At 28.3% G+C, this 20,938-nt stretch carries 25 protein-coding genes; 7 read left to right on the top strand and 18 right to left on the bottom strand.

Annotated elements, in window-relative coordinates:
- Positions 1-148 precede the first annotated feature (148 nt).
- Positions 149-3,025 (top strand): T9SS type B sorting domain-containing protein, encoded by a 2,877-nt coding sequence (locus tag AAC008_RS10590; protein ID WP_339889268.1) that lies wholly within the window; start codon positions 149-151, stop codon positions 3,023-3,025.
- A 1-nt stretch (position 3,026) separates the two neighbouring features.
- Here AAC008_RS10590 and AAC008_RS10585 read toward each other — a convergent pair whose 3' ends face one another.
- The 5 genes from AAC008_RS10585 to AAC008_RS10565 form a co-directional block, all read right to left on the bottom strand.
- On the bottom strand, positions 3,027-4,070 hold the full coding sequence (locus AAC008_RS10585; protein WP_339889267.1) for a D-alanine--D-alanine ligase: 1,044 nt from the start codon (positions 4,068-4,070) through the stop codon (positions 3,027-3,029).
- On the bottom strand, positions 4,070-4,744 hold the full coding sequence (locus AAC008_RS10580) for an NRDE family protein (protein ID WP_339889266.1): 675 nt from the start codon (positions 4,742-4,744) through the stop codon (positions 4,070-4,072). Before AAC008_RS10580 ends, AAC008_RS10585 begins: the two co-directional genes overlap by 1 nt.
- Positions 4,732-5,220 carry a DinB family protein gene (locus tag AAC008_RS10575; protein ID WP_339889265.1) on the bottom strand — a complete coding sequence of 163 codons (489 nt, stop codon included), beginning with the start codon at positions 5,218-5,220 and terminating at the stop codon, positions 4,732-4,734. The genes AAC008_RS10580 and AAC008_RS10575 overlap by 13 nt, the downstream gene beginning before the upstream one ends.
- Before the next feature lie 59 nt (positions 5,221-5,279).
- A complete protein-coding gene (gene msrB, locus AAC008_RS10570; protein ID WP_339889264.1) occupies positions 5,280-5,759 on the bottom strand; it encodes a peptide-methionine (R)-S-oxide reductase MsrB in 480 nt (159 codons plus the stop codon).
- Between the two features lie 71 nt (positions 5,760-5,830).
- The gene (locus AAC008_RS10565) at positions 5,831-6,274 is read right to left on the bottom strand and encodes a DUF4268 domain-containing protein (protein WP_339889263.1); all 444 of its coding nucleotides are present in this window, start codon (positions 6,272-6,274) and stop codon (positions 5,831-5,833) included.
- A gap of 68 nt (positions 6,275-6,342) precedes the next feature.
- On the opposite strand from AAC008_RS10565, the gene AAC008_RS10560 reads away from it, so the two are divergent.
- Positions 6,343-6,984, top strand: coding sequence for a CoA pyrophosphatase (locus AAC008_RS10560; protein WP_339889262.1), 642 nt, complete (start codon positions 6,343-6,345; stop codon positions 6,982-6,984).
- A gap of 43 nt (positions 6,985-7,027) precedes the next feature.
- On the top strand, positions 7,028-7,831 hold the full coding sequence (locus AAC008_RS10555; RefSeq protein WP_339889261.1) for a lysophospholipid acyltransferase family protein: 804 nt from the start codon (positions 7,028-7,030) through the stop codon (positions 7,829-7,831).
- A 33-nt stretch (positions 7,832-7,864) separates the two neighbouring features.
- Here AAC008_RS10555 and AAC008_RS10550 read toward each other — a convergent pair whose 3' ends face one another.
- Genes AAC008_RS10550 through AAC008_RS10540 form a run of 3 tightly spaced genes read right to left on the bottom strand, consistent with a single transcriptional unit; the run spans position 7,865 to position 9,848 of the window.
- On the bottom strand, positions 7,865-8,722 hold the full coding sequence (locus tag AAC008_RS10550) for a TraB/GumN family protein (RefSeq protein ID WP_339889260.1): 858 nt from the start codon (positions 8,720-8,722) through the stop codon (positions 7,865-7,867).
- Positions 8,723-8,733: 11 nt separating this feature from the next.
- Complete coding sequence (locus tag AAC008_RS10545; protein WP_339889259.1) at positions 8,734-9,351, bottom strand: hypothetical protein; 618 nt, start codon at positions 9,349-9,351, stop codon at positions 8,734-8,736.
- A gap of 2 nt (positions 9,352-9,353) precedes the next feature.
- Complete coding sequence (locus AAC008_RS10540; RefSeq protein WP_339889258.1) at positions 9,354-9,848, bottom strand: sigma-70 family RNA polymerase sigma factor; 495 nt, start codon at positions 9,846-9,848, stop codon at positions 9,354-9,356.
- Between the two features lie 158 nt (positions 9,849-10,006).
- Here AAC008_RS10540 and AAC008_RS10535 point away from each other — a divergent pair, with 158 nt between their 5' ends.
- Positions 10,007-11,311, top strand: coding sequence for an NAD(P)/FAD-dependent oxidoreductase (locus AAC008_RS10535; protein ID WP_339889257.1), 1,305 nt, complete (start codon positions 10,007-10,009; stop codon positions 11,309-11,311).
- Between the two features lie 31 nt (positions 11,312-11,342).
- Entirely contained in the window at positions 11,343-12,149 is an 807-nt protein-coding gene (locus AAC008_RS10530) for a DUF5694 domain-containing protein (RefSeq protein WP_339889256.1), read from the top strand.
- On the opposite strand, the gene AAC008_RS10525 is transcribed toward AAC008_RS10530, so the two are convergent.
- Positions 12,139-13,197: a DUF3810 domain-containing protein gene (locus tag AAC008_RS10525; protein ID WP_339889255.1), complete on the bottom strand. Its 1,059-nt coding sequence runs from the start codon at positions 13,195-13,197 to the stop codon at positions 12,139-12,141. The genes AAC008_RS10530 and AAC008_RS10525 overlap by 11 nt on opposite strands.
- 98 nt (positions 13,198-13,295) lie before the next feature.
- On the opposite strand from AAC008_RS10525, the gene AAC008_RS10520 reads away from it, so the two are divergent.
- On the top strand, positions 13,296-14,762 hold the full coding sequence (locus AAC008_RS10520) for an aminoacyl-histidine dipeptidase (protein ID WP_339889254.1): 1,467 nt from the start codon (positions 13,296-13,298) through the stop codon (positions 14,760-14,762).
- 125 nt (positions 14,763-14,887) lie between these two features.
- Complete coding sequence (locus tag AAC008_RS10515; RefSeq protein WP_339889253.1) at positions 14,888-15,292, top strand: hypothetical protein; 405 nt, start codon at positions 14,888-14,890, stop codon at positions 15,290-15,292.
- A 111-nt stretch (positions 15,293-15,403) separates the two neighbouring features.
- Here the strand turns inward: AAC008_RS10515 and AAC008_RS10510 are convergent, their stop codons facing one another.
- The 9 genes from AAC008_RS10510 to AAC008_RS10470 all read right to left on the bottom strand — a co-directional run bounded on the left by AAC008_RS10510 (position 15,404) and on the right by AAC008_RS10470 (position 20,934).
- On the bottom strand, positions 15,404-15,814 hold the full coding sequence (locus tag AAC008_RS10510) for a hypothetical protein (protein ID WP_339889252.1): 411 nt from the start codon (positions 15,812-15,814) through the stop codon (positions 15,404-15,406).
- Between the two features lie 16 nt (positions 15,815-15,830).
- The gene (locus tag AAC008_RS10505; RefSeq protein WP_339889251.1) at positions 15,831-16,661 is read right to left on the bottom strand and encodes an alpha/beta hydrolase; all 831 of its coding nucleotides are present in this window, start codon (positions 16,659-16,661) and stop codon (positions 15,831-15,833) included.
- Positions 16,662-16,772: 111 nt separating this feature from the next.
- Positions 16,773-17,390 carry a haloacid dehalogenase type II gene (locus AAC008_RS10500; protein WP_339889250.1) on the bottom strand — a complete coding sequence of 206 codons (618 nt, stop codon included), beginning with the start codon at positions 17,388-17,390 and terminating at the stop codon, positions 16,773-16,775.
- Positions 17,391-17,421: 31 nt separating this feature from the next.
- Positions 17,422-17,568 (bottom strand): twin-arginine translocation signal domain-containing protein, encoded by a 147-nt coding sequence (locus AAC008_RS10495; protein WP_339889249.1) that lies wholly within the window; start codon positions 17,566-17,568, stop codon positions 17,422-17,424.
- Positions 17,569-17,573: 5 nt separating this feature from the next.
- On the bottom strand, positions 17,574-18,353 hold the full coding sequence (locus tag AAC008_RS10490; RefSeq protein ID WP_339889248.1) for a peroxiredoxin-like family protein: 780 nt from the start codon (positions 18,351-18,353) through the stop codon (positions 17,574-17,576).
- 36 nt (positions 18,354-18,389) lie between these two features.
- Entirely contained in the window at positions 18,390-19,028 is a 639-nt protein-coding gene (locus AAC008_RS10485) for a DsbA family oxidoreductase (RefSeq protein ID WP_339889247.1), read from the bottom strand.
- A 64-nt stretch (positions 19,029-19,092) separates the two neighbouring features.
- Positions 19,093-19,641 carry a carboxymuconolactone decarboxylase family protein gene (locus AAC008_RS10480; RefSeq protein WP_339889246.1) on the bottom strand — a complete coding sequence of 183 codons (549 nt, stop codon included), beginning with the start codon at positions 19,639-19,641 and terminating at the stop codon, positions 19,093-19,095.
- Between the two features lie 69 nt (positions 19,642-19,710).
- Positions 19,711-20,274: a TetR/AcrR family transcriptional regulator gene (locus AAC008_RS10475; RefSeq protein ID WP_339889245.1), complete on the bottom strand. Its 564-nt coding sequence runs from the start codon at positions 20,272-20,274 to the stop codon at positions 19,711-19,713.
- Positions 20,275-20,385: 111 nt separating this feature from the next.
- Positions 20,386-20,934 (bottom strand): PepSY-associated TM helix domain-containing protein, encoded by a 549-nt coding sequence (locus tag AAC008_RS10470; protein WP_339889244.1) that lies wholly within the window; start codon positions 20,932-20,934, stop codon positions 20,386-20,388.
- Positions 20,935-20,938 lie beyond the last annotated feature (4 nt).

Raw genomic sequence — 20,938 nt, 5'->3', positions numbered from 1 at the left:
AAAAAACAAAGATAGAACGGATAGCCCGACCCAAAGGGACACGCCATAAAAAAAAATATATATTATTGAAATATTCATAGTGAATATTTGTTCAATAATTATTGTATTAAAAAAATATTTATTGCAATTTTGTATATATATCTATGAAATGAAAAAAAAGTATTTATTTTTAACATTGTTTTTTTTATGCTATAATGTTTATTCACAAGGTGAAGCAAATACTTGGTATTTTGGTTATAATGCAGGTTTAGATTTTACAACAGGAAACCCTATAGTATTAAATAATAGCCAGCAACAAACAGTTGAAGGAAGTGCTACAATTTCTGATGCAGGGGGACAATTGTTGTTTTATACTGATGGGAATTTTGTGTGGAATAAAAATCATGAGATTATGTCAAATGGTACTGGATTATTAGGAAATCCATCAAGTACACAATCAGCGGTTATAATTCCAAAGCCTAATTCTATTTCAATTTATTATATTATTACCGTGACTTTATTAGGAGGAGATAATGGAGTGAGGTATACTGAAGTTGATATGAATTTGAATGGAGGTTTAGGAGATGTCACTTCAAATAAAAATATTCTTTTATTAACACCAGCTACAGAAAAGATTTCAGCTGTAAAAAAGAATAATTGTGAGGATTTTTGGGTTGTAGTTCATAAATATGGAAACAATAGCTTTTATGCTTATTCAATAACATCGTTAGGTATTAATTTGACTCCAGTAATAAGTAATGTTGGGACAACTGTTTCTAATATTCCAAATAGAACTATTGGTTATTTAAAATTTTCTCCAGATGGAAAAAAACTTATTAGCTCAAATTATCAGCAAAATGTAGAACTTTTTGATTTTGATAATTCAACTGGAATAATAAGTAGCCCAAAAATAATAAGTACAAAATTCGCAAATTATGGAGTGGAATTTTCGCCATTAGGTAACGTTGCATATATTACAACAGGTGAATTTTTTCCATTAGAGTTATATCAGTATGATTTAACTTCTCCAAATATAATAAGTACTGAAACACTTATTCACTCTTCTACTGATGTAAATCATTTTTTTGGGGCATTACAATTGGCTACAAATGGTAAAATTTATCTTTCAATTGATGATTTGAATACATTGAGTGTTATAAATAATCCTGAGACTTTAGGATTAGGTTGTAATTTAGGATTACATACTGTTTCTATTGGATCGGGTCTTAGTAAATTAGGTTTACCGCAATTTATTCAGTCTTATTTTAGTGTAGGTATTAATATTAATAATATATGCTTAGGAAACACCTCTTCTTTTTCTTATACGAGTAATCAAGCAGTTAACAGCATTACTTGGGATTTTGGTGATGGTACTAATTCAAATATTGACAATCCTTCACATACATACTCTGTTGCAGGAACTTATACTGTTGTAGCAACAATTGTAACTAACTCTGGTACTGTTATAAAGTGCAAACAACTTATTGTTTCTACCATCCCAGTAGCTAATACTATTAATAATCAAAATATTTGCGACAACGTAAACATAAACTATGACTTAACTTTTAATGATGCTGTAATTTTAGGAAGTCAATCTCCAAGCTTATTTGGAGTGTCATATTTTCTGACTTTAAATGATGCAATTAATCATATCAATATCTTACCGGAAACGTATCAATTGCCTTTAGGAACTACAACTTTTTATGCTAAATTATATAGCCAATCAAATAAAAACTGCAATGATATTAAAAACTTTACAGTAAATTTAATTCAAAAACCTATAGCTAATAAGCCATCGGATATTGTTAGCTGTGAAAGTATACCTTATGATGGTATTGAAAATTTTACATTATTTAATCAAAACAGTACAATACTTAATGGATTAAATTCTTCAAATTATACAATTACTTATCATTTAAGTCAAGCTGAAGCGAATAGTAATTTGAATCCATTACCTAATAATTATCAAAATATTACACAATCACAAGAAATATTTGTTAGATTGGAAAGTAATTCTAATACTGCTTGTTATGATACTACTAGTTTTTTTATCAAAGTTTTTAAAAAACCTATAATTAATCCAGTAACTAATATCAGTATATGTGATGATTCTAGTAATGATGGTTTAGGAGTTTTTGATTTTTCAAATCAAGTAATTATGATTTTAGGTTCTCAATCATCATCTGAATTCACAATTACGTTTCATTTATCATTAACAGATGCTCAACAAGGGTTAAATGAAATTCAAATTAATTATACTAATATTTCTAACCCTCAAACAATTTTTATAAGGATTGAAAATAATTTATACCCAGAGTGTAATGAGATTTCTGATTTTAATCTATTTGTTAAAAATAAACCAGAATTAAACTTAAATGACATTTATGCCATTTGTGTTGGTTCAAGTATAACAATTAATGCTCCAGTTGGATATTCAAGTTATTTATGGTCTAATGGTTCAACATCATATACAACAACAATTAATCAAGAAGGAAGTTATTCATTGACAGTTTCTAATGATTATGGAGACATTATATGTCAAAACACAAAAGATTTTGTAGTGAATAATTCAAATATTGCAACTATAACAAATGTAGAAATTGAAGATTTAAATAATAATGGCAATTCTGTTTTTGTTTCGGTAACTGGACAAGGAGATTATGAGTATTCCTTAGATGGTTATAATTATCAAGAATCGCCTAATTTTTTCAATGTGCCTGGTGGAGAATATACGGTTTATGTAAGAGATAAAAAAGGGTGTGGGGTTGCTTATGAAAGTGTTTTTTTAATGATGTATCCAAAATTTTTCACACCAAATAATGATGGTTTTAATGATTATTGGAGAATAAGGTTTTCAAATTTAGAACCAAAAATTAAAACTTCTATTTATGATAGATATGGAAAATTAATAAAATTACTATATGGAAATCAAGATAGTTGGGATGGTACTTTTAATGGAAAAACATTGCCAGCTACTGATTACTGGTTTAAGGTTGAATTAGAAAATGGAAATGAATATAAAGGACACTTTTCTTTAAAAAGATAAATTAAAACTCTAAAATTTTATCATAGTGTTTGTGGTGACTTTTGAATTCATTAACTCCTTCTTTAAAAGTAAGATATTTTGCTCCTTTTTTATTGTTTTCTTTACTTATTAAATACATGTAGTGAAAATGTCTAGTTAGTTCTTTCCAACCATATAATAAGGAATGTTTTGGGTCGTACATGTGTGTTGGTTCACTTATAGCTCCGTTTATTTCTACTATTTGAAAGTTTTTTCCTTGTTCTAAATCGGCATAGTTAGTATACATTATATCCATTCTTCCAAAATGGAAACCTTCTATTTTTGAGCAGATTTCGTTGAAAGATTCAGTCATTTTTGGTGTTATTTCATGACTTGCATCTACGAATTTTGTTCCTCTGCAATGATTTCCATAAGGCACTAAGTTTATCGTTTTATTTTCATCTAGAATAGTATCTATAATTTCTGAAAATTCTTTTTCTAAAACTGGAATTTGTAATTCAAATCGTGGGTCTTTTTTAAGAAGTTCTCTTATTGTGTTTTTACCATTTCCTTTTAAAATTAAAAATTCCTTTGAAACAATTCCGGTTAATAATCCTTTTTCTGAGTTTGGTAATTTAACATAGAATAATCCAATTTCATTTTCATGTTGAATTAAATCTTGAATTAGAAAATTAAAATTGGCTTGATTTATATATTTTTCTAACTCATTTAAATTATCAATTTTTTTGACAGCTGTTCCTCTTAAACCAATGTCAGGTTTAGCAATTAAAGGAAATTTTATTCCTGTTTCTATTAAACGCTTGTTAACTATTTTTATATCTTCTTTGGCTTTAAATAAAAGTGTTTTTGGATAATATTCTTGAGGGATTAAATCATAAATTTCTTTTTTAGATTCCATAAAAAAGCCTCCATTTTTAATAGTAGGATTTGAGGCATTAAAAAAGAAGAATGACCTTGTTCTAACAACATAGTATAAATATTGGAAATAAACAGGTGTATAAAGCACTTGATAAGGCCAATATTCCCAATTTGTTAGTTTATGTAAAAATAATTTAGTGCTTTTCATTAGTCTAATAAATCGATGTAATTAAATGTAATATCATTTTTAGAAATAATACATTGGGTAATGCTAATAGTTTTTAAAATATTGTTTCTATTAATTTGAAGCCCGAAATTTTTATTTTTGCTTTCAGTAAATTGATGAAAGTTTAATAGTTTTTGACTATCAATATTATTTTCTGATTTAATAAATTCTTTGAACCAAATAGCTCTTCTTTCTCTAATTTCTTTTTCATATAAAGTTGATGAAGACCAAATATGGTTTTGATTTGCATCTAATTCAACGCTTTCTTTTTCAATCCCATCCCATTGTAGTTGAAATAATTTTTCTTCAGAAAATAATACAATAGTAAAAGGTTCGATATTGTCTAAGTCGATAGATTCCCATTCTTTAGTTGGATTTATAGAAGAAATTAAGTCTAAAACGATTAGTCCTCTACTTTTTCTGTAATCTGTTTTATGAATATGTTTTTCTTTAGCACCATTAAGTAGAACAATTGAACTTTTATTATTATGAGCAATCCATGTTCCTCCAGCCTTTGGGTCTTTAGGAAAATAAATTTCTTTATTATTGATTAAATATTTTGTTGGAGGAATTGCTTTTTCTCTTAAAATACTTTCATCTCTATTTGATGTTATGCAATAACTATCTTTTAGTGGAACAAAACTTACTGTACACATTGATTTCTATATTCTATTGTAGATTTTGCAACTCCAAAATTTTCACATAATTGAATAGATGGATGTTTTAAAACAGCCACTTTTATTAACGCTTGATGATGAATACTGTGTTCTAAATTGTAAAGTAACTCTCTTTCGTAATTTGTTGAAATACTGTATTTTAATTTTTCAAGACCTTGTTCTAGAATTAATTCTTTATTTGGTTTGTCAATTCCTGACAGTATTTCATTTATGCAATTAATTGCATATTCGATATCGGTTTGAATGCTTAAATTCCTTTCTCGTTTATCATAATTTATATTTCCATTTTCATAGTTTTTTAACAATGATTGATACATTTCAATAATATGTCTAGTGTGCTCACCAATTGTTGCGTTGCTTAATTCTTGATGGCAAACAGTATATTGATGACTTTCTAAATTAGACAAAAGACTAATTATTTCATTGAAATTTTCCTTAATAGAAGCTATGAGCATGTTTTGAATTTTGATTCTTAAAATTAATAAATTTATTTAAAATGAGAAACTATATATTTCTACTCCGCTTCTTTTCCTTCTGGTACAAATTTTACGGAAACTGAATTGGTACAAAAACGTTTTCCAGTGGTTTCTTTTGGACCATCATCAAAAACATGACCTAAATGACCATCACATTTGGCACAAACAACTTCTGTCCTTGCCATTCCAAAACTAAAATCTTCATTATATTTTACAGAACCTTTTACAGCTTTATCGAAAGAAGGCCAACCACAGTCTGATTCAAATTTCATTTCTGATGAAAATAAAACATTGTTACAAGCCGCACAAACATAATTTCCTTTTTCGAAATGATCCCAATATTCTCCAGTAAATGCTCTTTCGGTACCTTTTTCTCTAAGGACTTGATATTGTTCTGGCGTTAATTGTGCTTTCCATTCCGCTTCGGTTTTAACAATTGTTGGTTTCATTTCTTCTTTTTTTTGAGAGTAACAAGATTGTAATGTTACTAATACTATTAATGCAATAATCTTTTTCATAGCTTATTTATTTTAGTCAAAATTACTTTTTTACAAATTAAATGGATGTTAGATTAATTACATCAACTTAATTAAGTGTTTATATTTAAATCTTTAATATAATCTTCATGTTCAAAGAAGAACCGTTCAAAAGCATCCATTTTTTCACTAAAAAAATCAAAAACTTCTGGCCAAGTGTTTCTATTATTACTGCTTACATTTAGTTTCTCTACCCAAATTCGGCTAATTGCTTTTCCATTTTGTAAATATAAATCACGTTCAAAAACGGCATCAGGTAAATATTCGTCTAATAATATAGTTTTTAGCGATTCAATCTTCTCATAATATAGTATACGATTTTTTTCGTCTTTTGGTTCTATTTCGAGTAAAACTTGTGCTTTCTTGTTATCTATATAGAATTTAAACGCAACATCTTTTATTTTGGTGTTGTATAATATCCATTTTCTTGGGTGTTCTTCGGCAAAAGTTACCCAAAACTCTCTTTTTATGCGTTGTGCTTCTTCTTTACTAAACATTTTTATAGGAAATTTGTGTTGAAATTAAAATTTCGATTATCTTTAAACTTGCAATTAAAAATAAAAGTATGCTTTTTATTGATTTTATCAAATATATTCCAAAAATACAGAAAGAAAAACTTCTTTCCTCAGATGCTCATGCAAAAATGGCACCTTTGGAACGAATTTCTTTTTTAAAGGAAACTAATTACCTTGATAAAAAACCAAAAAAAGCAGCAGTTTTAATGTTGTTTTACCCTAAAGATGGCGTAACACATTTGGCTTTAATAGTTAGAAATACCTATCCTGGTGTTCATTCTTCGCAAATAGGTTTTCCAGGTGGGAAAGTTGAATTAGAAGATATAGATTTAGAACAAACAGCTTTACGAGAAACACACGAAGAAGTAGGAATTCATCCTGAAAAAATACAAGTTATAAAACCATTTAGTGAGATTTATATTCCTCCAAGTAACTTTTTGGTTTATCCATATATGGGAATTTCTCACGAAGAATTGCAATTTATTCCAGATTTAGATGAAGTAAAACGTGTTTTAGAATTTCCTTTATCGATGTTTATTGATGATAATACAATTACTCAAGTAAAAATGACAACTTCGTATGCAACTGATATTGAAGTACCTGCATTTATGGTAGAGAAATATATAGTTTGGGGAGCTACGGCTATGATGATGAGCGAATTAAAGGAAAACATTAAAAGTGCATTAATTTAATTGATTTTGCTACATTTGTAACCTTGTTAAAAAAATTAAAATTATGGGATTATTTAAAAGAAATCCTTTTGGTCATATATTGTTTTTGAAAAAATGGTTAATTAGAATCTTTGGAGCTTTAACACACAGAAGATACAGGGGATTTAATGAAATGCATATTGAAGGTTCGGAAATTATTAAAAATTTGCCTGATACAAATGTACTTTTCATTTCTAATCATCAAACTTATTTTGCAGATGTTGTTGCTATGTTTCATGTATTTAATGCTAGTTTAAAAGGAAGAGGTGATAACATTAAAAACGTAACCTATCTTTGGAACCCGAAAATGAATATATACTATGTTGCTGCAAAAGAAACAATGGAGTCTGGAATTTTGCCAAAAATATTATCTTATGTTGGAGCAATAACTGTCGAAAGAACATGGAGAGCTGAAGGAAAAGATGTAAAGAGAGAAGTTAATCCAAATGATACAGAAAACATTAAAATCGCTTTAGATGATGGCTGGGTTATAACTTTTCCACAAGGAACTACTCGTTCATTTAAACCTGTTAGAAAAGGTACAGCTCATATTATATTACAGCACAGACCAATAGTTGTTCCAGTTGTAATTGATGGTTTTAGACGTTCTTTTGATAGAAAAGGACTGAGAATTAAAAAGAAAGGTATTCTGCAATCTATGGTAATCAAAGAGCCTTTGCAAATTGATTATGACAACGATACAGTTGATGATGTTGTTGAAAAAATGGAATATGCAATTGAACAACACGAATCATTCTTAAAAGTAATTCCTGCAGAAGTTTTAGATGAAGAAGCAAAACTTAATAAAGATAGACTTTGGAAATATTAAAAAAAATCCCATCAAATTAATGATGGGATTTTTTTACTTTACGGCTTCAACTTTATAACCGCGTTTGCGTAAAAGTTTAATAACACCTTTTTCTCCAGCTAAATGTCCAGCACCAACGCCATAGAATGTAGGTTTCTCTTTAGAAACTTTTTCTATAATTGGAATCCAATTTGCGTTTCTATCATTTAATAAAATGTCATTAAAATCAGAAGCTATTTTGTTCTCAGATTCATCCATAATTTCTAACATAGCTTCAATATCTTCATCATCATAAATGTCTAACATTTTTTTCATTTCGATTTTATCTTTTACCATGTTGTCTTTTGCTGTTTTGACTAATTCCTCAACTTGAGTTTTATACGGAATTTTATCAAAAACAGTTAATTGGTCTAAAATTGTTTCTAAACCATAAACTTCTTCTTTTTGTTCTTTCGAAATTTTCACCAATTCAGTTTCAATGGTTTGCATTGGACATTCTAAAAGTTTTGGTATAAACATTGCGCTAATCATAAAAGGCTTAAATCTATCAACCATTTTAATAGAAACACTCACGTTTTCTTTTAAGAAAGCATCTACTATTTTCACTTCATCTTCAGTCATTAAAGAAGACATTGTTATGCCATCTTTCATCATCATTCCTTTCATCATGGTTGCTTGTAAAGTTGGATCATCCATGTCAATTTCAAGATACATTTGTGAAGTTTCATCTAATGCTTTTTTAATAGCATCGTCAAAATTTATTTCACAAACAGCATGCATTGTTCCAAAAAGATATGAAGGCTTTTCTAATCCATTTCCAGAAATCTTCCAGAGTAAACTCTTTTCTAGTTGTTGTGCGTTAGCGATATATCCAAATAAAATCGAAGTTAAAACAAAAATAAATCGCGTCATATTTTCTTTTTTTATAATTCTAGTTTTTTTAACTCTTGATAATTATTGTGTAATCGTTTTAATAATATTCCATATAATAATTTATATAAACCCCAGAAAAACAATACAATAAAAAGAACAGTTGCAATACTTCCTAAAATAAATATGGAAGGAAATTTTTCATAAAGTTCATTGATTTCTTTATTATATTTAAAAAATGAATTCAGCACAAAAAATGTAGTAATGCTTATTAAAATAAGATTATACCAAATATAATATTTTACTATTTTTCTTGTTTTTAAAATATCCGACATTAATTTTTTAATAGAAGAAGCGGCACTTATTTTTTTAAAATTTTTATAGAAATAAATAATAAATCCAGAGAAAACTATTAAGTTAAAAATAGTTAATACCAAACTGAAGTTATACAAATGATTCTTTTCCATCATTTTAACACTAGATTTATCAAAAAAGCTTGAAATATCTAGTATTCTCAAAATTAAAAACTCACAAATACTTATAATTAAAATCCACTTCACAATGGAAGAAGATCTTTTATGAAGCATTCCATAAATTTCCTTTTCGGTTATTTGATTAAAAGAATGGTCTTTCTTCTTCCAATCTTTTTTTAGTATATCTAATTCATCCATTTTTACGGATTTAATATTTTTTTTAATTTTCCTTTTACACGATTCATTTTTACTCTTGCATTTACTTCACTAATTCCTAAAGTTTCTGATATTTCAGCATAATCTTTGTCTTCTATATATAAAAAAACTAATGCTTTCTCAATGTCATTTAGCTGATTAACAGCGCTATAAAGTAATTTTAATTGTTCCTCTTCTTCAAAATTATAATCTTCTTGTTTTACTCTATGATATGTGTTATCAAACTCAATAGTATCAATTGTTCGCTTCTTTTTTCTATAAAGTGTAATTGCTGTGTTTAATCCAACACGATAAGCCCAAGTAGTAAATTTAGAATCACCTCTAAATTTTGGAAATGCTTTCCATAACTGAATTGTTATTTCCTGAAACAAGTCCTTGTGCGAGTCATCATCAGAAGTATATAACCTACAAATTTTGTGGATTATATTCTGATTTTCTTGTAATTGCTTTACAAAAAGTTCTTCTGATTCTGGATTCATATCTATAAGTATACCAAAAGTGAATGTTGTTACAAGTATACTGCTTTTTTTAGCACGTTTAATCGATAAATAGTAGTTCGATGAATGATTTAATAAATCTTATAAAAAATTTGACTAACAATTGTATATTTGTTTTTACTATAAAATCATTAAATATAATGAACATATCTCGTTCCAGTTTTCCTAGATTAGTAATAATAGGTGGTGGTTTTGCCGGAATAGCATTAGCCAAAAAACTTCGTAATAAAAATATACAAGTTGTTTTATTAGATAAACATAATTATCACAACTTTCAACCTTTAATGTATCAAGTAGCAACAGGTGGATTAGAGCCAGATTCTATTGCTTATCCTATTAGAAAAGTACTTCAGGAAAAAAATGATTTTTATTTTCGTCTAGCTGATGTTAAAGAAATTGATACCAAAAACAACAAAGTTATTGCTGATATAGGGGAATTAAAATACGATTTCTTAGTTTTAGCAACAGGTTCCAAAACCAATTTTTTTGGTAATCAAGAAATGGAGCGTAATTGTATGGCCATGAAAACCATTCCTCAATCCTTAAATATAAGAAGTCTAATTCTAGAAAATTTTGAACAAGCTTTACTAACCAATGATATTGCAGAACGTTACAGTTTAATGAATTTTGTTTTAGTAGGTGGTGGACCAACTGGAGTTGAGTTAGCTGGAGCTTTGGCCGAAATGAAAAGAGCTATTCTTCCTAAAGATTATCCTGATTTAGATGTTAGAAAAATGGAAATTAATCTAATTCAAAGTGGTGATAGAATTCTGAATACTATGAGCGAACACGCTTCAAAAAAAGCAGAAGAATTTTTAATAAAATTAGGTGTTAGTGTTTGGAAAAACGTACGTGTAACGGGTTATGATGGAAGAATTGTCACTACAAATTCGGACTTAACTTTTGATAGTGCTACAGTTGTTTGGACAGCTGGTGTTCAAGGAGCATTAGTAAATGGTTTATCCGCAGAAAGTTTAGTTGCAAGAGTTGACAGAATTAAAGTCAATGAATTTAATCAAGTGGTTGGTTATGAAAATATTTTTGCTATTGGTGATATTGCTTCCATGATTTCCGAAGATTTTCCTCAAGGACATCCCATGATGGCTCAACCAGCTATGCAACAAGGAGCACAATTATCGGATAATATTGTAAGATTGCTAGAAAAAAAACCAATGAAACCTTTTGAATATAAAGACAAAGGTTCAATGGCAACAATAGGAAGAAACAAAGCTGTTGTAGATTTGCCAAACTATAAGTTTAGTGGTGTTTTTGCTTGGTTTGTTTGGATGTTTGTGCATTTGTTTTCGTTAATTGGTTTCAAAAATAAAGCCGTTGTTTTCCTAAATTGGGTTTATAATTATATTCGTTTTGATAGAGAAGCACGTTTAATTATTCGACCTTATAAAAAGAAGCAAGCCGTTAGTTTTACTAGCGATGAAATATAATATTATTGTTAATTCAAAATTACTAATACTTATGAAGCATTTTTTGATTGTTATTTTATCGATTTTATTTTTTAGCTGTAATTCATTAAAAGATAAAGACATTAAGTCTAATGATTCAGGGAAAATTAGTGTTTTAAATTTTGGTTCAGCACATTTAACACATACTTCAGATGCAAATACCGCTGTTAGAGATTTAAAAGATTTACAAGTAAAAAAAGATATAAATAAAATTGTAAAATCTTTAGTGGCATACAAGCCTACAGTAATTTGTATTGAAATGCAACCCGACAATAACTCTTTTGTAAATGAAGTTTTTCAAAAATATATAATAGATCAATCCAATCGGTTGAATTACTCAGAAGAATTAAATGCTATTGCTTTTGAAACAGCTAGATTAAGTGATGTGAAATACATTTATGGAATAGATGACCAAATGGGTTTTGATTATCCTAGTTTAATTGATTTAGCAAACAGAAACACATCTGATAGTTTATTTGTGATGAATCAAATGAATTCCTATAAAGAGGTAAATAACCTGCCTTTATTGGAACAATTCCATAAAATAAATACGAAAGAATATAAAATGGAAACGTTTAATTTTTATAATTTTTTAGCAACGATGCATACCAATGAAAAATATGAAGGTGCTGATATTATTGCTGATTTTTATAAACGAAACATAAGAATGTATTCTAATTTTTGTGATATTCCATTGACTAAAAACGATAGAGTTTTAATTATTTTGGGAGCTACTCATACAGCTTATTTCGATGTTTTTTTAGAAAATAATCCAAAATATAAAGTAGAAAACACATTGGATCATTTATCTAAGAACTAATTTTCTCATAACCAATCAATAACCCAATAAACTTACTATAACTTTCTAAACCATCTTTTTGTTGGTTCGCTTTTAGGAAATTATCGTAGAAGTATTCAAAAAAAGTGTTGATTGGAGTTTCATATTCTTTCCAAAAGACTTCATTTTCATTGAAATTTTTCAAAACACCTTTGTTTAATTTTTCTAGATATATTTTACTTTTCCCTTCTTCGATTTCTTCTAAGTTTCTAAGGCAATATCTAATTGCAGTTGTGTAAGCAGCATATTGAAAATAATCATCTGAATTATTTATTGCAGCTAAATAGCCAATAAAATTACACTCACTTTCCGAACCAATTCCGGTTTGATGAGCCATTTCGTGACAAGTAGTAAAAGGTGTTGAATATTTTGGTTTCAAATAATTGACTTGAGCTTCATTGGTAAATGGATTCAAATAACCACCAAAACCCATATAACTCAAAGGTATACTAAATAAGGATTGTTTAATACTTTTAGTATGATAATCAAATTCTTTTAAATCTTTTGGTAACTTGTGATAACCATTTTGAGCCATTTCAAAAATTTCTTTTTCAGTGTAGGGATTTATTACAGCAACTGAATCATTTGAAGTAATTCTTAATTGTAATTGATTTGATTTTTCAATCATTTTTTCAGTCAAAGCTTCTAAATCGTTTAATTCATATTCTTTGTTAATGCTTAATTTTTCATGTAACGGAATTCTATAATAATTCATTCCCCATAATAAATGAAAGAAAAAGTAAAATATAGAAAGAATACTTAGAACCTTCAAACCATTTGCTTTCCAATTTCTAAAAAAACCTTTTCTGTTTTTTAAAATCCATTTGATTAATAAGAAAATTAAAACACCATAAATAACATCTCCAAACGAAAAAGAAAGCGAACCAAAAGTAAGTCTCAATCCTTTTGAAAGAATAGGATAGAAGCCTTTACTATAAAACACTTCAATAGTTTCAGGAAAAAAAGCTATTGTCTTTACAATAATGATTTGGACAACTAATACTAAGGGTAAAATGTATTTTTTATTCACAGTTTTAATTTAAAAACGTAAATATAACGACAAATCAATTCCTAAAGAAATTAAACTTTGTAACTTTGCACTTTGAAACTTACAAAAACATAAATATAATGAGTCAAGAAGTAAGAAACCTAGAACCTAAAGAACTTTGGAACAAATTTGCAGATTTAAACGCAGTGCCTAGACCTTCTAAAAAAGAAGAAAGAGTCATTGCTTTTATGATGGATTTTGGTAAGAAACTAGGATTTGATACAATAAAAGATGAAGTTGGAAACGTAATTATCAAAAAACCAGCTTCAGCAGGAATGGAAAATAGAAAAACCATCGTAATGCAATCGCATTTAGATATGGTGCATCAAAAAAATAATGATACTAATTTTGATTTTGATACACAAGGAATTGAAATGTATGTTGATGGGGATTGGGTTCGTGCAAACGGAACAACTCTTGGAGCAGACAATGGGTTAGGAGTTGCTACAATTATGGCAGTTTTAGAAAGTAAAACTATTAAACATCCAGCTATTGAAGCTTTGTTTACAATTGATGAAGAAACAGGTATGACGGGTGCAATGGGTTTACAAGGTGGAATGTTAGAAGGAGAAATTCTTTTAAACTTAGATACTGAAGAAGATGACGAAATTGACATTGGTTGTGCTGGTGGAGTAGATGTTACTGCAACAGCTGAATATGACGAAGAAGAAACTCCAGAAAACGCTGTAGGTTATACTATTACTGTAAAAGGTTTAAGTGGTGGACATTCAGGAATGGATATTCATAAAGGATTAGGAAATGCGAACAAGATTATGAACCGTCTTTTATTTGATGGTTTTGATGATTTTGGATTACAAATTGCTTCTATAAAAGGAGGAAGTTTACGTAATGCAATTCCAAGAGAAAGTGTTGCGCAAGTTATAATTGCAAACGTTTATGATGAAGCTTTTGTGTTTGATATGCAAGATATCATCAACGAAATTAAAACTGAATTAAAAACAACAGAACCTAATTTAGAGGTTGTAATTGAAAAATCAGAAACTACACCAGCTAAAGTAATGCCACCAATGGCTCAATACTTTTTAGTTCGTGCTTTATATACTGCTCACAATGGTGTGTATAGAATGAGTGCTGATTTTGCTGACTTAGTAGAAACTTCAAACAATATTGCAAAAGTAATTGTTGGTGAAGGAAAATTATCTGTACAATGTTTAACACGTTCTTCTGTAGAAACTGCAAAATTTGATTTAGCTAATTCATTACGTTCAGCCTTTGAATTAATGGGTTGTGAAGTTGAATTTTCTGGAAGTTATCCAGGTTGGACACCAAACGCTAATTCTGAAATATTAGATGTTTTGAGTTCAATTTATGAAAAACAAAACGGTAAGAAAGCTGATGTTGTAGCTTGTCACGCTGGATTAGAGTGTGGAATTTTAGGAACTAATTATCCTGATATGGATATGATTTCTTTTGGACCAACAATCAAAGGTGCTCACAGTCCTGATGAAAGAGCTAGTATTTCTTCTGCTCAAAAGTATTGGAAATTTGTATTGGAAGTTTTAGAGAATATTCCGGTTAAGAAATAAAAATTTATTGATTTATAATAAAAAACCTCGTTTGTAATGAACGAGGTTTTTTTGTTACTATTAACTATTAAAAATTCGGCACAAAATTTGTAATTGTTTTTGTATTAACCTTAAACCATTATATCATGAAAAAATTATTACTTCTATTCGTGTTCGCTATTTCATCTTTTTTAAGTTCGAGTAATTTGGCTTTTAGTCAAGAAAATAAATTGGTAGAAGACGGTTTATATAAAGCTGTGTTGCAAAAAGAAACTGTCCCAGATAATACTCAACAAAGACCATATTTAAATTATGGGGAAATTGAAATTACCATTAAAGATAATAGGATTTCTGAAATTATTACAAGTGGAAATTCTGATAGGGATGTAGTTTTAAGTAGATTAATTGGAACAAAACTTAATTTTAATGATAAAGGAAAAGCAACTACAATAAAAGTCGGTGAATATATTAAAGATATTTTAGCGGAAATCGTTACTGGTAAGTGGGTGTATTATTACATAGAAGTAAAAACTTCAGACATCATAAAATAATATTGATATAAAATAAAAAACCTCGTTTGTAATGAACGAGGTTTTTTTATTTTTACAAAAAGTTAATTGAATATTCTATTTTATTTTTGAATTGAATAAGATATATAAATATCATTTGTGGTCACCAAACCTCATTAACCTAACAAAAACAAATGAAAAGAAGATAAAAAAGAGCCAATCATTCACTCCATAAATAGCGTAAAAGATTCCAGCCATTGAATCCTTTTCAAAAACAGCTGATATATTGTTATTAAGCAGCCAATTTATCCAAATATAACCATAAATAAACTTTTCAACTGCAAAAATTCCTATAAGCCATTTAACATTTTTAAAATTTTTAGCAACTGATAGGTAAGCTAAACCCCAAATAAAAATCATTAATAATCCGAAATTTGACATAACAGTAGGGTCAAATTTAGGAATTGTAGCATTTGTAAATAATCTTGAAAAAAGAAGGACTGAACTATTCATTATTCCTGCAATAATGAATCCTTTTGAAATTGTTTTGTCTTTTAAAGTCATATTACAGATTTTTAAATTAAGATTTACTTTTCATAAATTCTAGAATTTCTTTATAACGTTTGCTCCACGGAATTATATATTGAATTACCATTGGAGCATGTTTTTTATTTAGAATAATTGGTTCAACATTAGGTTGATATTTGTTTAATTCGTTTAGGAATCTTGCATTTCCAACTTTTATAGAATTATAAGTTTTACTGCCTAAATAAATCATCATTTTTGGAGTTTTTTCATCTACAAAATAAATAGGAGAAGCATCTTTCCATTCTTCAGGATTATTACTCCAAGTTGCTAAATATTCATTTTTGTTTGTAGGAGGATTTTCTTCTAAATAATGTTTCATATCTAATCCAGCAGCATCGTTTAGAATTATTCCTTTAATGATGCTTTTATCTTCCAAATACTTTGGATTAGTTCCGATTAAAGCTATTAAATGCCCACCAGCAGAATGTCCTGTCAAAAATATCTCATTTGGATCTCCTTTATACTCACTGATATGTTCTTTTGTCCAAGTTACTGCTTTTGTAATCTCTTTTGCCATATCATCATAATTAGCTTCTGGACTCAAAGTATAGCCTGCAATAACCGTTGTAATTCCTTTTTTAGCGAAATTTCTACCAATAAAATTGTATGTTTTTTTATCACCAGAATTCCAATTTCCACCATGAACAAAAATGATAACTTGATTATTAGTGTGCTTTGAGCTTTTTGGTGTAAAGATGTTTAAAGTAGGTTGTTCCGTCTTTTCATCCGTTTCATTTAGATAAGTAACATTTTTATACTTTTTAGAGGCACAACTTGTAAATAAAAGTAACGTAATGATTAACAGTATACTTGATTTTTTCATTTAATTTCTAATTTTTTATAAAATTAAAGTATTATTAATCAATATGTTTACATATTATTCAGAGAAATTTATAAAATTTAAAAGACTTGTAAATAAACTGCTAACTTATTTTTAATAACTACTTAAAATGGCTGCTACTTTTCTTAAATCAGATTCTATAATTTCTGTTTTTGGGGCTAATGGAAAAATTTGTTGTCCTGGTCTGCTTATAAAAGCAGCTCTCCAACCTGCCCAAAGTGCTCCGGCAACATCCCAGCCATGAGCAGCAATTAACATACATTCTTCTGGTTTTACTCCCATTTTTCGGGCTGCCCAATCATAAGTGTCTCTAAATGGTTTGAATTTTCCAACATCTTCAACGCTTAATCTTTCATCAAAATATTCGGTTAAACCTGCGCTTTCAAATTGTTTCTTTACACCTTCGTTTGAAGAATTAGTAAATGATACAAGTTTATAACCGTCTTTTTTTAATTGGGCTAAAGCATTTTTAACTTCAGGATGTGCTGGTAAACCTCTTAATGATTCAACTATGGTTTTTCGAGCTTCAGTTTCAGAAATTAGAATATTATTATTGGCTGCTACCATTTGTAATGCAGCTGCACCTATGTTTCCAAAATGTTCATATTGTCCACTTGCTGATGTGACTAAAGAATATTGTAACATTGTTGTAAACCATAATGACAATAAATCTTCTCTGCCATTTAATGCTTTACCAACTTGTTTCTTCATTTGAGTAAGATCTAAAAGTGTTTCGTTTACGTCAAAAAAATAATACTTTTGGTCTAACTTTATTTATGCTTTTAATCTCATTGTCTTGAGTGTTACCTAAAGCTATATTTGGCATTATTAATCCTGTTGTTCCCATGATTCCAATATTTTTAATGAAATTTCTTCTGTTGTTTTTCATTACTATTATTTTAGTTTTTCGACAGCTTTAATAACTTCATTTGGTTCAGCTCTTTTTCTATAATCTTCATCTAAAAATGCATATTGAATTATACCGTTTTTGTCAATTACATAAGTTGCTGCTAAAGGTAATTCGTTATCTTTATTTCCGTTATAATCACTTAATCCAAAAGCTTCTTCATATATAGATGCTACACCTTTTGTAAGTGTAAAAACAACCCCATATTCTTTTCCAATTTTATTATCTAAATCACTTAAAACAGTAAATTCTAAATTATTTTTTTCTGTTGTGCTTAAAGATTTGTCTGTTTTTTCTGGTGTTAATGCAATTAAAGTAGCTCCAGCTTTTTTGAATTCAGGTAATTTTTCTTGTAAAAAGTTTAAAGTAATGTTACAATATGGACACCAACCACCTCTATACCAAGTTAGAATTACTGGACCATTTTTAAGTTCATCATACAAAGAAACGGATTTGTTTAAAGCATTTTTTAAGGTGAAATTTGGAGCTTTATCTCCTACATTTAATGCTTTGCTAAGTATTCCAGAATTTTTTACATCAGCTAAACCATCTGCATAAATTTGTTTTTTTTCTTCTGATGCTTTCTTTCCAAATTCTTCTTTTTTAATATTTAGTAAAGAGTCTAAAGGTGAATTACTAGCTGTTTCCATTTTACTTTCGTTTTGAATTACTTCTTTAGATTCAGTATTTTCCTTTTTTTTATCGTTGCAACTTGTCAACGCTAAAACTAAAGAAGTTGTTATTAATATATTTTTTTTGAGAATCATATCTATTTTTTTATTTGAAATGAGAACTAGTGTAACTTATTTTTGTTCTAGAATTTCAGTTAAAACTTGCTTATAAACTTCAACAGGTTGTGCTCCATTTAAAGCACTAGTTCTGTTAAACACTATTGTTGGAACAGAAGAAACACCTAAACTTTGCCAGTAATTTTCAATGTTTTGAATTTCATCAAGAGCATTTTTATCATTTAGTCTATTTAATGCTTCATTTTTATCTAATCCAATTTTTTCAACTTCTTGAAGAAGGATTTCTCTTTTAGAAACATCTTTTCTTTCACTAAAAAAAGCTTCCATAAAACGAATATTTAATTCAGTTTGTTTGCCTTGTTCCTTTGCATATTGAAGTAAAACATGCGCTTCTCTAGAATTTACAATGTGCATTCCATCAAAATAATCAAAGGTAAATCCAACTTCTGCTCCTAATGATGTTAGTAATTCTTGTGATTTTTTACTTTGTTCTAAAGTTGAACCATATTTTCTAGTGATGTGTTCTTGAATTTCTTCTCCTTCTGAAGGCATATTTGGATTTAATTCAAAAGGTTGCCATTCAATTTCTACTTGATCTTGAATTCCCATTTCTTCTATCGCTTTTTCTAAACGTCTGAAACCAATGATACACCAAGGACACATTACATCTGAAATTATATCTAATTTTATCATGTTTTTTTTATTAAAATAAGTCACAAACTTACAATTTTGTTAATTTGTGACTTATTATTATTAATTATTTTGACCAAGTAAATTTTTGGAAAGGTGCATCTACAGGTGTATTTGCAATATGATTGGTGTAATTACTAATTACTTTTTGAGATAATCCTAAAATGATTTCTAAAACTTGTCTCTCTTCATAACCAGCTGCATAAAATGCTTGTAATTCTTCTGAAGATACATGTCCGCGATTACGAGTTATGGCTAATGTGAATGTACGTAAAGCTTCTAGTTTAGAATTTTCAAGAGGAGTTTCATTACGTAAAGATTCAGTAATATTTTCATCTACTTTCATCATTCCTGCAATAGCAGTGTGAGCTGGAACACAATAATGACAAGCGTGTTCAACGTTTATAGTTTGCCAAACAACAGTTAATTCGTCTTTATCAAAAGAAGATTCTGTAAATAATTTATGTAACGTTTGGTAACCTTCTAAAATACCAGGAGCACCAGCTAAAACACCATGTAAACCAGGAATCATTCCGTTGGCTTTAAGTGATTGTTCTAATAATGCTTTACTTCCTTCTGGTGCAGATTCAATGTTGTGAATTTTTAATTTAGTCATAGTTTTAATTTTTAATTTATTTTATTAATTTATAGCTAAGCATTTGCTTAGTTTTGGATAAAAAAAAAGTTATATGTTTTTAAATGTAAACTCAATATAATCTTCAATTTCTTTTTTATTGTTAACTCTTGATGCTGCTGCTAATCCGTGTTTTGCTAATAATAAATAGTTAGCTTGTTTTATAATTGTTTCTTCATCTTTTGAAGTATCAGTTTTTAATTTATCTATGAAAATAGATTTTAAATTATCCATGAATTCATTCATTTGATCTTTTATCATTTGATCTTCAATGTCAGCAAATTCATTATATGTGTTGGTTAATAAACATCCTTTTTGATTTCCAAATTCATCTGGTTTATTTATAGAATCATAAAAAAAAGTTTTAATGTCATCAATTCCATTAGTTCCGTTTTTTAGTTTTTCAAACATGTTGTTGTTTTTAGCCTTGTAGCATTTAAGACTTTCAAGAAAAACACCGTGTTTATTCCCAAAACTAGCATAGATAGAAAATTGGTTGATGCCCATTTCTTTTTCTAACATACGAACAGAAGTATTTTCATAACCATTTTTCCAGAAAAGAACCATTGCTTTTTCTATTACTTCTTGCTCGTTATATTTTTTTGTTCTTGCCATTTGTGTTTTAATACATTACAAAACTAAGCACTTGCTTTGAAATAATAAAATTATTTAGGATATTTTAACAAAATCAAAAAAAAACTCCGAAATGAATCGGAGTTTAATAAACTAACTTAAAAATAACAAAAATAGAATTGGAAAGAGTAGGCCAGCTACTGCGAGTTTCCAACCTCTTTTTTTAAAGGTGTGTTTTCCGTGTTTAACCATTAATGTTCCGGTAATTGCAATAATGATTAATGAAATTCCGAATATATCTGAAAAGTAAATCCACCAATTTGAAGTGTTTTTATGCAACAACATAGATTGACTAATGAATGGTGTTTTAATAAATTGTACTATTTCACCTTTACCCGTTTTTACATCAACTTCAACTTCTGTATTTTCAAATTGCATTTTAAATTTACCTTTTCTGACCATATGACGTTTTACTTTGTCATCAATTTTTAATTCTTTGGCTAAATTTTCTGCAAAAGCATCATTAATCTGAGATTCTTCTGGTAATGAGATTTGAATTGTTTTTGCTTCAATTGTATATTTATCAGAATGCCAATCGTTTCTGTGGTTCATCAAAATTCCAGAAAAAGCAAATGTTATGATTAATCCTAAAAAGAAATATCCTAAATCTCTGTGTAATTCTCTTGCGTTAATTTTTTTCATGTGT

This window comes from uncultured Flavobacterium sp., assembly GCF_963975515.1.
GTDB lineage: Bacteria > Bacteroidota > Bacteroidia > Flavobacteriales > Flavobacteriaceae > Flavobacterium.
The sequence above is the reverse complement of the archived record's forward strand: the minus strand, read 5'-3'. Positions and strand labels throughout refer to the sequence as shown.